The following is an 11,929-nucleotide window of genomic DNA, read 5'->3' as shown; positions in this document are numbered from 1 at the left end:
AGACATGATCATCAGCCCGACCCCGATCATCTATGGCCTGATCTTCCTCGCGGTGCTGCTGCTGGTGGAGGGGCTTTATCTTGTCGTCTTCGGCAAGTCGATTTCCCTCAACTCCAAGGTCAACCGGCGTCTCGACCTTCTGGAAAAGGGCGGTCAGCGCGAACAGGTTCTGGAACAGCTCCGCAAGGAGGCCAGCCAGCACCTCAAGGCCAAGGGCATCCCGCTTTACTCGATCCTCGCCACCAAGGCGCAGAAGGCCAATATCGCCTTTTCGCCCAAGGCGCTTCTGGGGATCATGGGGCTTTTGTCGGTCGTGGCCTTCCTTGGCCTCAAGATCGGCACCAGCGCCTCGACCCCGGTCCAGATCGCGGTTTCGATCATCATGGGCGTCGGCGCGGTCTATTTCTGGGTCAACCGCAAGGCCAAGAAGCGCATGGACATGGTCGAGGAACAACTTCCCGACGCGGTCGAACTGATGGTGCGCTCCCTGCGCGTCGGCCATCCGTTTTCCTCGGCGATCCAGATCGTCGCAAAAGAGGTCCCCGATCCGCTCGGGACCGAATTCGGCATGATCGCCGACGAAAGCGCCTATGGCCGCGACGTGTCGGAATCGCTCAAGGAACTTGCCGAACGCATGGACATGCAGGATTTGCGCTTCCTCGCCGTCGCTGTCACGATCCAGCAGCAGTCGGGTGGTAACCTGGCGGAGATCCTCGACGGTCTGGCCAAGGTGATCCGGGCGCGCTTCCGCCTGTTCCGCCGGGTGCGCGCGATCACCGCCGAGGCGAAATGGTCGGGCATGTTCCTGTCCGGCTTCCCGCTTGGCGTGCTGGCGGTCATCCAGATCCTGAAGCCGGACTATTTCGACACGGTGAAGGACACCGCCGCCTTCGTGCCGGCCGCGCTTATCGTTTTCGTCTTCCTGGGGATCAACGTCATCTTCATGAAGATGATGGTCAACATCAAGGTCTGAGGGGGCGTTCCTGACATGCTGACGACACTGAAGGACATGCTGACCGAAACCCTCGGCCCTCTGGGTCCGCTGGCGGTGGTCGGCGTGCTTGGCATCATCCTGATCGCCGCCGTCCTGCCGACGCTTCTGAAGAAGCGCGCCGATCCCTATGCCAAGCTGCGCGGTGCTGCCGTCCAGAGCGCGGCGGAAGCCGGTGGCAAGGGGCAGAAAAAGACGCTGCGCCAGGGCAAGAGTTCCGAGAAGCTCGACAAGTTCGCCAACTTCCTCGAACCGAAAACCGAGGAGGAGCTAAGCACCTGGCGTCTGAAGATGACCCGCGCGGGCTATCGCGGCCGCGACGCGGTGCGCAAGTTCCACGCCATCCAGTTCATCCTTGGCATCGTGTTCCTGATCCTTGGCGTGATCTACGCCATCGTCGCCTCGGCCACGGGGGAGATTTCGACAACGACGCTTATCATCGCCGTCATGCTGCCCGGCGCGGTGGGCTATTACCTGCCGAAATACTGGGTCGAACGGCGCATCCAGGGCCGCCAGGGCGAAATCCAGAATGGCTTCCCCGACGCGCTCGACATGCTGCTGGTCTGCGTCGAGGCCGGTCAATCGCTCGACCAGGGGATCATCCGGGTGTCGAAAGAGCTTCAGGCAGGCTACCCCGCCCTGGCCGAAGAGTTCGAGATCGTCGCCCAGGAGGTCAAGGCAGGCAAGGACAAGACCACGGTTCTGCGTGGCTTCTCCGAACGGTCCGGCGTCCCCGATGTCGCCTCCTTCGTGACCGTGATGATCCAGTCGCAGTCCTTCGGTACCTCGATCGCCGAAGCGCTTCGCGTCTATGCAAGCGAGATGCGCGACAAGCGTGTGATGCGCGCCGAAGAGGCCGCCAACAAGCTGCCCACGAAAATGACGCTCGGCACCATGATGTTCACGGTTCCGCCGCTGCTGATGATCCTTGTGGGTCCGTCGGTTTACGATATGCTGCAACTCTTCCAGAACTTCCAACCGTAAGGGTCATGGCAGTACGCATCGCGGCAATTCTGGCCTTCACGGGCCTTCTGGCCGCCTGTCAGTCGACAGGCGGCTTTTCGCAGGAAAAATCCTCCCCTTTCGCGCCGACCGGCACCGTCCGGGGCGAGGACTCCGTCGATGGGCTGATCGTCGGCCATCGCCTGATGGAGGCGGGGGAATACGAGCTTGCGCTCAAGGCTTATTACCGCGGCGCCACGGAACATGGCGCAACGGTCGATGTGCTGTCGGCCATCGGGTCAGCCAACCTCAAGCTTGGCCGGTTGGGACAGGCCGAGACAATGCTGCGCCGCGCCCTCAATCACGACGAAACCTTCGTCCCGGCCTGGAACAACCTTGGCGTCGTGCTGATGGAGAAGGGCGAGATCGGCGAGGCGAGCCGTGTGTTCCGCACGGCCTATGCGCTGGACAGTGGCGAATCGGACGCCATTCGCGAAAATCTGCGGCTGGCGCTCGCCAAGATGAAGCAACCTGCATATGATCCGCCCAATAATAACGAATTCTCGTTGGTGCGTCGCGGGACCGGGGAATACCTGCTGCTCACCACACCTTGAGGCACGAAGCAGAAAAGGACGCAGATAATGCGCCACCCTATCCTGATTTCGCTCTGCATTGCAGGGGCGGTCGGTGTATCCGGCTGTAACCGCAACAGCGACGCGGATGTCAAGCGCGCGATGAAAAGCGTGAATGTCATCGACGAAACCAACCTCAACGACATCATGCTGACGGTCGGCGACCCGAATGAGGCGGTGGCCTATTTCGCCAAGGCGTCGCAGGAAAATCCCGACCGGATCGACCTGAAACGCGGTCTGGCGAAGTCGCTGATCCGGGCCAAGAAACCCCTTGAGGGCGCGAAGGTCTGGGCCGAGGTCGCCGCCAGCGCCGAAGGCACGAATGACGACAAGGTCGAACTGGCCGACGCTTATATCCGCAGCAACGAATGGGCCAAGGCCGAGACGACGCTGAACACCATCCCGCCGACGCATGAAACCTATGAGCGTTACCGGCTTGAGGCGATGGTCGCGGATGCCAACAAGAAGTGGAAGAAGGCCGACAGCTTTTATGAGACCGCCTTTGGCCTGACGACCAAGCCGGCCGGCGTCCTCAACAACTGGGGCTTTTCCAAGCTGACGCGCGGCGATTTCGGCGGTGCGGAAAAGCTTTTCACCCAGGCGCTGAGCTATGACAGCAGCAACTTCACCACCAAGAACAACCTTGTCCTTGCCCGTGCGGGGCAGCGCAAATACGACCTGCCGATCATTTCCATGACGCAGGAGGAACGGGCGCAGCTTCTTTACACGGCGGCGCTCAGCGCGATCAAGCAAGGCGACGTCACGACCGGCAAAGGTCTTCTGGAGGATGCGGTCGAAACCAGCCCACGCTATTTCGAACAGGCGCAGCGCGCGCTTGATGCGCTGAACGCGCAGGTTGCGAAAGGCTGATAGATGCTGAACCCCTATCCGCTCGACACGCTCGAATACGCGGCCTTTGCCTATTCGGTCTTTTTCTTCCTCTGCCTGCCGGTCTGCGCCTGGGTGGCCTGGTCCGACCTGAAGACGATGAAGATCCCGAACAAGGCCGTGATGACGGTTCTGGTGATCTACTTCTTCTCCGGCCTGATGGTCCTTCCGCTTGAGACATGGCTTTGGCGGTGGGCGAGCTTTGCCGTCGTCCTTGCCATCGGCTTCATCCTGAACATGATCGCCAATGTCGGCGCGGGCGATGCCAAGTTCGCTGCCGCCGCCGCGCCCTTCGCGGCGCAGCGGATGGATCACCTGATACTGATCCTGATCCTCTTCGCGGCCTTCCTGCTGGGCGCCTTCACCGCGCACCGCATCCTGCGGGCGATCCCCGCGGTCAGGGCAATGGCGCCCGACTGGGTGTCGTGGAAGCGCAAGGACTTTCCGATGGGCCTTGCGCTGGTCGGGACGCTGATGACCTATCTGGCGCTGATGGCCTTTCCCTCGCTGATGATCGCCATTCAGACCTTGCTGGCCGCCATCAGGATGTAAAGATCGGTCCTGCGCACCGCGCGCAGGGTCCAGCCCTTCTTGTCCAGCGCGCTCAGCATCTCATGGCGGAGCGACAGCGACATCGGGCAGAGCGGCACGACAATGTAGTCGGCATTCTCGATCCCCGGCAGACCGCCGTAATACCACGGCGCCGCGCCCTTCACGCTTTGGAAATCGCCGAACATCCAATAGGCCGAATAAAGGTCGGTAGAGATGATCCGCGACCCGGCATAGCCCGCCTGTTCCAGATCGGCCGCGACCACCTCGAACCAGGGCGTCATGCCGCCCTCGAACTGGCACATTGGCAGGACCTCTCCATTCAGCGTGTCGGGGTCCTCGCGTTCGGCGATCTCGCGATAGGCGGCGAAGGGGTCGCCGGGGTTGTCATAGGGCCGCTTCAGGTTGGCGGTGTAGATCCGCTTTTCCTCGGTCCGCAGGTCGGCATGTTGCGGCAGGGCAGGCAGAAGCGGGGCGGTCTTTTCGGTGTCAGAGGCCAGATGCCGGAACGGGCTGAACGCGAGGTTCAGCGCCGAGGGCGCGCCGAAGGCCAGCGCCATCACCCCGATCGTGCCAAGCGCCCTGCGCATGTTCCAGCCATAGCTGTTCGTCACCTCCGGCCCCGGACGCAGCACGAAGGCCAGAAGCATCAGCAGGTACATCCATTGCGGATCGTTGCCGAAATTCTGATAGGCGATGTAGAAAAAGCCCGGCATCAGGATCAAAAGCGCCAGCCCTTCCACCATGCGGCCCGACTGGCGCAGGAAGATCACCGTGGCGACAAGGGCAAGGCTGCCGCCGACGTAAAGCGGCAGGGTGACGACGCCTGCAAAGCTTTCCCCCGGCGCCTGCCGCCCTTCGGAGGTCGCGACCGTCAGCAGGTCCTTCAGATAGGCCAGCCAGAAGACCGGCCCCGCGATCGCCGTCGTGACCGCCGCCACGGCCAGCCCGGCAAGGATCGCGGCGACGAAGGCCGTACCATTCCGCCGCGCCAGAAGCGCCACCATGATGCCGGGGAAAAGCGCCACGAAATAGGTGATCTTCAGAAGCACCAGAAGGCCAAGCCCGGCCCCGATCAGCGCGCCGTCCAGCCAGCGCCGGTCGCGGCCCAGCGGCGCAAGCACGGCCAGCGGGACAAGGACATAGGCCACGCCCCAGGCCCAGCGGTTATAGTGCATGGAGATGGAGATCGCGCTTTGCGCCTCACCATGCACCAGCGCCAGCGGCAGCAGCATCACGAAGACGCCATAGACATAGGGCCAGATCCCCGTCAGCCGGGTCTTCGCGACATAAAGCGTGGGCAGGAACAGGATCAGCGCGACAAGGATCTGGGCATAGAAGATGGCATGACCGATGCCAAAGCCCGCCTTCACGAAAAGGGCAATCGGCGCGATGGCAAGAACGCCGATCGGGGTCATGAAATCGAGATGGGGCCACTGACCGTCCGCCATCCTCAGGACAAGGTCGGCCAGATGCATCGCATCGCCTTCGTGCTTGCCGAGGTAGAAGCCCCCTTTCAACAGCGCCGCGCCCCCGAAGACAAGGACGGCAAGGGCCATGACGGCGGCGATCAATTCCACTCGTGTCCTGCTCATTCGTCTTTCAATGCCTGTTTTGTTTCCATTTTTTAGCCACAATACCCGGTCAGATTGCCCCTGTGAATCCCAAAGGTGGGCAGGTCGGACGCCAGCACAGGCCCCGGCGCACCCGCCCCATGACGCCCAGGAAAGAGCGCAGCCGATGAACATGCAGGTGCCCAATGTGATCGCGCCGATGGCGCCACGCTCGATGGCCGATACGGGTATCGGCATGGTGATGATGCGCGACATCCTTCTCAAGACCATGTTCCGCATGAACCTTGAGACGGCGACCGAAATCTCGCGCCAGATCGCCCTGCCGATCCCGGTGACGCAGGAATTGATCGACCTCGCCCGCAGCCAGAAACTGCTTGAGGCGACGGGGACGCTGCACGCCAACTCGGGCGGTGAAATGGGCTATCAGCTGGCCGATGCCGGCAAGGCCCGCGCGCTTGATGCGCTGGCGCAGTCGGAATATTACGGCGCCATGCCGGTCCCGCTTGAGATGTATCGCGAGCAGGTGAAGAAGCAGTCGATCCGCAACATCCAGATTTCGCGCGAACGCCTGACAGGCGCCATGGGCCACCTGATCCTGCCCGATGAGCTGCTTGACCATCTCGGCCCTGCGGTGGGTGCCGGGCGGTCGATCCTGATGTACGGGCCGCCGGGCAACGGCAAATCCTCGATCTCCAACGGGATCCGCGACGCCATCGGCGACAGGATCTATATCCCGCGCGCGATCGAATATTCCGGCCAGGTCATCACCGTCTATGACCCGATCGTCCATTCCGCCGCGCAGGCGTCCGAGGACGATCCGAACGCGCTGCGCCGATCCTCGAACCGGTTCGACAACCGTTATGTGCTGTGCGACCGGCCGACCGTGATCACCGGCGGCGAACTCTCGCTCGACATGCTGGACCTGACCTATAACCCGACGGCGCGGACCTATACCGCCTCGCTGCAACTCAAGGCCACCGGCGGCGTCTTCATCATCGACGACCTTGGCCGCCAGGCCGAGCCGCCGCAGAAGATCGTCAACCGCTGGATCGTGCCGCTGGAGGAAAACCGCGACATCCTCGCCCTGCAATCGGGCGAGAAGTTCGAGGTCCCCTTCGACACGCTCGTCATCTTCTCCACCAACTTCCATCCGAACGAGATCTTCGACAAGGCGGCCCTTCGCCGGATCTTCTTCAAGATCAAGATTGACGGGCCAAACCAGGAAATGTTCTTGAAGATTTTCGCGATGGTTGCCAAAAAGAAGAAAATCCCCCTGAATGAGAAGGCATTGTTGCACCTTCTGAAGACAAAATACCCAACGATTGATAATATCTACGCGAATTATCAGCCGGTCTTCCTCATCGATCAGATGATCGCAATCTGCAATTTCGAGGGCATTCCGTACCAAATGACGCCAGAACTCATCGACCGCGCCTGGGCGAACATGTTCGTCCGCGACGAAAAGATCGTCCACTGATGAACGGGATCGGCATCGCCGGATCGGGGCGGATCGCCCGGTCATTCGCCACCCGTCTTTCCGACGCCGGGATCAGTGCCGCGACCTTCGGGCTGGGTACGCCCGAGGGCGGTGGCGACCGCACCCAGCGGGCCGCGCAGCGCTTCACCGCTGGTCTGGGGACGCTGATCCTTGTCCCCGCCGACATTGCCGAGACCGAGGCGCTTCTCTTCGAAGAGCAGGCCTTTGCCCGCAACGCCAAATCGCTGGGCGCGATCGTCATCGCCGCGACGCTGTCGCCGCGCTATGTGCGTGCGCTGCGGGGCCGGATCGACGCGCGGATCGCGCTGATCGACGCGCCGGTGATCGGCACCGGGCGCGCCGCCGAAGAAGGCCGCCTGACGATGTTCCTTGGTGGCCCGCTTGACGTGATCCAATCGCTGAAACCCGTCTTTGACCTCCTGACCCGCAAGACGGTGCGGATGGGCGGTTTCGGATCGGCGATGGCGGCCAAGGTGATGAACGATTTCCTCGCCGCGACGAACAATGCCGTCACGCGCATCGCACTCGACTGGGCCGAGGCGCAGGGGATTGACGAGGCGCGGATCGTCGAGATGGCGGGCCGGGGCGGCGAAGGGTCCGAGGCGCCAGAGGACGCGCCGACCTTCTGCCCTATCGGCCAGCAGACAGAGGACAGCATCAACCACCTCGTGCATGAGGTGGAACATGCCTTTGACACCGCGCTGGCCGGGGCGCACCTGACCCCGCCGCGCGCGTTCGAAACCGTGATGCGCAGCGTGAAGGCGCGCCACCTGCACTGACTTGCGCACAGGCGGCGGCGCTTTAGACTGCCGCCATGCGCCCCCTGCCCGCGCCCTTTTCCAACTGGTTTTCCGCGCGCGGATGGCAGGTCCACCCGCACCAGATCGCCATGCTCCACCGGGCCGCCGCGCCCGCGCTTCTGCTTGTCGCGCCAACAGGGGGCGGCAAGACGCTGGCGGGGTTCCTGCCGACGCTGGTCGACCTGGCCGAGGCGCCGCGCAGCGGCCTTCACACGCTTTACATCTCCCCCCTCAAGGCGCTGGCCGCCGATATCAGGCGCAACCTGACGGCGCCGATCACCGAAATGGGCCTGCCGATCCGGGTCGAGGACCGGACCGGCGACACCTCCTACACCAAGCGTCAGCGCCAGCGCGCCGATCCGCCGCATATCCTGCTGACCACGCCCGAAAGCCTTGCGCTGCTTCTCAGCTATGAGGACGCACCGCGCATCTTCGCTGGCCTCTCGCGCGTCGTGGTGGATGAGATCCACGCGCTGGCCGAATCCAAGCGCGGCGATCAGTTGATGCTCTGCCTCTCGCGCCTCTCCACGCTTTGCCCCGGTCTGCGCCGCGTCGGCCTGTCGGCGACGGTCGAGGACCCCGCCGCCATCGCCCGCTTCCTCGCCCGCCACCCCGATCCCTGTGAGGTGCTGACCGCCGATCCCGGCCCGGACCCGGACATTTCGATGCTGGAGACCGAAGCGCCCCCGCCCTGGGCCGGGGGTGGCGGGCGCTATGCGATCCCCGACATTCTGGCCCAGATCCGCCGCCACCGCACGACGCTGATCTTCCACAACACCCGCGCGCAGGCAGAGCTGTTCTTCCGCGACCTCTGGCTTGCCAACGATGACGGGCTGCCGATCGGCATCCACCACGGATCGCTTGCGCGCGAGGCGCGGGAAAGGGTGGAGGCCGCGATGGTCCGGGGCGAGTTGCGCGCCGTGGTCTGTACCGGATCGCTCGACCTTGGCATCGACTGGGGCGATGTGGACCTTGTTATTCAGGTCGGCGCGCCGAAGAACGTCAAACGTCTGGTGCAGCGGATCGGGCGGGCGAACCACCGCTACAATGCACCCTCGAAGGCGCTTCTGGTCCCCGCGAACCGCTGGGAGGTGGTCGAATGTCAGGCGGCGCTTGAGGCGGTACGCGACCATGACCTCGACGGCGATCCGCGCGGCCCCGGCCCGCGCGACGTGCTCTGCCAGCATATCCTGATCCGCGCCTGCTCCGGCCCTTTCGCGGCCGACGATCTTTATGCCGAGGTCACCACCGCCGGTCCCTATGCCGCCCTCACAAGGCCCGACTTCGACGCCTGCCTCGACTTCTGCGCCACTGGCGGTTACGCGCTGCGCGCCTATGACCGCTGGCAGCGGCTGATGTTGCGAAATGGAAACTGGACGCTGCGGGACCCGCGCGCCACCCGCGACATTCGCATGAATATCGGCACCATCACCGATGCCGAGATGGTCAAGGTCCGCTGGCAGAACCGCCATGGAGGCGCGGCCCTGGGGGAGGTGGAGGAATCCTTTGCCGCGACGCTGTCGCCCGGCGACACCTTCCTGATCGGCGGCCAGATCGTGCGCTATGTAGGCCTGCGTGAAATGGCGCTTGAGGTGACGCCCGCGCCGGGGCGCGAACCGAAGATCGCGGTCTTTTCCGGCACCAAGTTTTCCACCTCCACCCAACTCTCCGAACGCATCCTGCGCCTTCTGGATCAACCCGACTGGCCCCGCCTGCCCGCCCATACCGCCGCCTGGCTGGCGCTTCAGCGCGACATGTCCCGCCTGCCGCAACCCGACCGGCTTCTGGTCGAAACCTTCCCGGCCGAGGGGCGCGCGCATCTTTGCCTTTACGGCTTCGCGGGCCGCGCCGCGCAGCAGACGCTGGGCCTTCTGCTCACCCGGCGGATGGAGGAGGAGGACCTGAACCCCCTCGGCTTCGTCGCCACCGATTACGCCACGCTGATCTGGGGCCTCGATCCGGTCCCGGACCCGGCGCTGCTGCTGGACCGCGCGGCCCTGCGCGACGGCCTCGACACCTGGCTGAAGGGCAACGCGGTGATGAAACGCACCTTCCGCAACGTCGCGCTTGTCGCCGGGCTGATCCAGCGCAACCATCCCGGCCAGCGCAAGTCCGGGCGACAGGCAACGTTTTCCTCGGACATTCTCTACGACACGCTGCACCGCTTCGACCCGGACCACCTGCTCTTGCAGATCACCCGTGAAGAGGCGATGCGCGGCCTTGTCAGTTTTGGCCGGATCGAGAAGATGCTGGACCGCATCGGCGGGCGCATCGACCATGTCACACCCGGCCGCGTGACACCGCTCGCCGCGCCGCTTTTCCTTGAACACGGGCGCGTCCCGGTGGACGGCGCCGCCCGCGACCGCCTGCTTGAGGAGACGGCGGCACGGCTGATGGCCGAGGCGGGGCTGTCGTGACGGAAACAGGTTGTCACCAAGGACAGCGATTGCGTTTTCCCGCCCGAAGCGGCAGGACGGGCGGCATGAGTGCGTATGATTTCCGTTTGTGTGAAACGGCCCTGACAGCGCTGCCTTCCGGCGCGCTTTACTGGGCGGAACAGGGGGTGCTGGTCGTCTCGGACCTGCATCTGGGCAAGTCCGAGCGCATCGCGCGGCGCAGCGGCGTCCTTCTGCCGCCCTATGAGGTGACCGAAACCCTCTCGCGGCTCGACGCCGACATCGCCACCACCGCGCCGCGTCTGGTGATCTGCCTCGGCGACAGTTTCGACGATCTGAAAGCCGCCGATCTGGCCGAGGATCATGCGCTCTGGCTTACGCGGTTGATGGCGGGGCGGCGCTGGGTCTGGATCGAGGGCAACCACGATCCCGGCCCGGTCGATCTGGGCGGCGAACACCGGACAGAGCTGACACTTGGCCCGCTGACCTTCCGCCACATCGCGCTTCTGGGCGCGACGGGCGAGGTGTCGGGCCATTACCACCCCAAGATGCGTGTTGCCGGACAGTCCCGGCGCTGCTTCCTTCTCGACGGGGCGCGGCTGATCCTGCCCGCTTTCGGCACCTATACCGGCGGGCTTTCGTCGGACAGCATCGCCTTTTCCGGCTTGATGGAAGAGGGCGCGATCGCCATCCTGACCGGGCGCAAGGCGCTTCCCGTGCCGATCCCGAAGGATACCCCATGACCGATCCCCTGCCCCACGCGATCGAAGACAAGGTCCGCGACAGCTTCGCCCGCCAGACGATGATGACCACCTTCGGCGCCGAAATCCTGTCACTCGCCGCGGGGGAGGTGGTGCTGTCCGCCCCGATCCTGCCCGGCGCGCGCCAGCAGCACGGCGTCGGCCACGCGGCGCTGACCTTCGGCCTTGGCGACAGCGCGGCGGGCTACGCGGCGCTGACCCTGCTTGCCGCAGAGGCCGAAGTGATGACGGTGGAGATGAAGATCAACCTGCTGGCCCCCGCCGCCGGTGAAAGGCTGATCGCGACCGGCCGCGTGGTGCGCGCGGGCCGCCGCCTGACCATCGTCACGGCCGAGGTGGCGGCGGAAACGGGCGGCCAGCGCAAGCTGATCGCCCTTCTGCAAGGGACGATGGTCCCGACCTAGGGCATTTCGGGTTTACGCTGAATCAGAATTCGAACTTATTTCGTTAGAATTCAGATACTTACCTTCTCAACGCAAACCCGAACCGCTTTAAACGGTCAACCCCTCCGGCTCTGGCAACCCGTTCATCCGGCAGCAGGCGGTGAGGGTATTGGCCAGAAGGCAGGCGATGGTCATGGGGCCGACGCCGCCGGGGACCGGGGTGATGGCGCCTGCGACCTCGGCGGCGCTGGCGTAATCGACATCGCCCACCAGCTTCGTCTTGCCGTCGCGTTCGATCCGGTTGATGCCGACGTCGATCACCGTCGCGCCGGGCTTGACATGCGTGGCGTTCAGCATCTCGGGCCGGCCCACCGCGGCCACCAGGATATCGGCCCGGCGGCACACCTCGGCCAGGTCCTTCGTCCGGCTATGCGCGATCGTCACCGTGCAGCTTTCCCCCAGCAGCAGCTGCGCCATCGGCTTGCCGACGATGTTCGACCGGCCCACGACCACCG

11 protein-coding genes and 1 pseudogene are annotated in these 11,929 nt (G+C 64.3%); 10 read left to right on the top strand and 2 right to left on the bottom strand.

Annotated elements, in window-relative coordinates:
* Window positions 1-4 precede the first annotated feature (4 nt).
* The 5 genes from LX70_RS05815 to LX70_RS05795 are packed head-to-tail and all read left to right on the top strand — an operon-like array spanning window position 5 to window position 4,005.
* Window positions 5-973 (top strand): type II secretion system F family protein, encoded by a 969-nt coding sequence (locus LX70_RS05815; RefSeq protein WP_105513635.1) that lies wholly within the window; start codon window positions 5-7, stop codon window positions 971-973.
* Between the two features lie 15 nt (window positions 974-988).
* Window positions 989-1,975, top strand: a complete 987-nt coding sequence (locus LX70_RS05810) for a type II secretion system F family protein (protein ID WP_105513634.1) — start codon at window positions 989-991, stop codon at window positions 1,973-1,975.
* Between the two features lie 5 nt (window positions 1,976-1,980).
* A complete protein-coding gene (locus tag LX70_RS05805) occupies window positions 1,981-2,547 on the top strand; it encodes a tetratricopeptide repeat protein (RefSeq protein WP_105513633.1) in 567 nt (188 codons plus the stop codon).
* A gap of 27 nt (window positions 2,548-2,574) precedes the next feature.
* On the top strand, window positions 2,575-3,435 hold the full coding sequence (locus LX70_RS05800; RefSeq protein WP_105513632.1) for a tetratricopeptide repeat protein: 861 nt from the start codon (window positions 2,575-2,577) through the stop codon (window positions 3,433-3,435).
* A gap of 3 nt (window positions 3,436-3,438) precedes the next feature.
* Window positions 3,439-4,005: a prepilin peptidase gene (locus LX70_RS05795; protein WP_105513631.1), complete on the top strand. Its 567-nt coding sequence runs from the start codon at window positions 3,439-3,441 to the stop codon at window positions 4,003-4,005.
* Here LX70_RS05795 and LX70_RS05790 read toward each other — a convergent pair.
* Window positions 3,975-5,597 carry a hypothetical protein gene (locus LX70_RS05790; protein WP_146111551.1) on the bottom strand — a complete coding sequence of 541 codons (1,623 nt, stop codon included), beginning with the start codon at window positions 5,595-5,597 and terminating at the stop codon, window positions 3,975-3,977. The genes LX70_RS05795 and LX70_RS05790 overlap by 31 nt on opposite strands.
* A 145-nt stretch (window positions 5,598-5,742) precedes the next feature.
* Between LX70_RS05790 and LX70_RS05785 the strand changes: the two genes are divergently transcribed.
* The 5 genes from LX70_RS05785 (at window position 5,743) to LX70_RS05765 (ending at window position 11,435) form a co-directional block, all read left to right on the top strand.
* On the top strand, window positions 5,743-7,053 hold the full coding sequence (locus tag LX70_RS05785) for an ATPase (protein ID WP_105513629.1): 1,311 nt from the start codon (window positions 5,743-5,745) through the stop codon (window positions 7,051-7,053).
* Window positions 7,053-7,853, top strand: a complete 801-nt coding sequence (locus LX70_RS05780) for an NAD(P)-binding domain-containing protein (protein WP_105513628.1) — start codon at window positions 7,053-7,055, stop codon at window positions 7,851-7,853. Before LX70_RS05785 ends, LX70_RS05780 begins: the two co-directional genes overlap by 1 nt.
* Window positions 7,854-7,888: 35 nt before the next feature.
* A complete protein-coding gene (locus LX70_RS05775; protein WP_105513627.1) occupies window positions 7,889-10,291 on the top strand; it encodes a ligase-associated DNA damage response DEXH box helicase in 2,403 nt (800 codons plus the stop codon).
* A gap of 65 nt (window positions 10,292-10,356) precedes the next feature.
* Window positions 10,357-11,013, top strand: a complete 657-nt coding sequence (gene pdeM / locus LX70_RS05770; RefSeq protein ID WP_105513626.1) for a ligase-associated DNA damage response endonuclease PdeM — start codon at window positions 10,357-10,359, stop codon at window positions 11,011-11,013.
* Window positions 11,010-11,435 carry a PaaI family thioesterase gene (locus tag LX70_RS05765; protein ID WP_211301674.1) on the top strand — a complete coding sequence of 142 codons (426 nt, stop codon included), beginning with the start codon at window positions 11,010-11,012 and terminating at the stop codon, window positions 11,433-11,435. Before pdeM ends, LX70_RS05765 begins: the two co-directional genes overlap by 4 nt.
* A gap of 87 nt (window positions 11,436-11,522) precedes the next feature.
* Here LX70_RS05765 and LX70_RS05760 read toward each other — a convergent pair.
* Window positions 11,523-11,929: pseudogene (locus LX70_RS05760) on the bottom strand (bifunctional methylenetetrahydrofolate dehydrogenase/methenyltetrahydrofolate cyclohydrolase); the annotation flags it as partial.

The sequence above is a fragment of the Albidovulum denitrificans genome, assembly GCF_002973535.1.
GTDB classification, from domain to species: Bacteria; Pseudomonadota; Alphaproteobacteria; order Rhodobacterales; family Rhodobacteraceae; genus Albidovulum; species Albidovulum denitrificans.
This window is presented reverse-complemented; position numbering and strand designations above follow the sequence as displayed.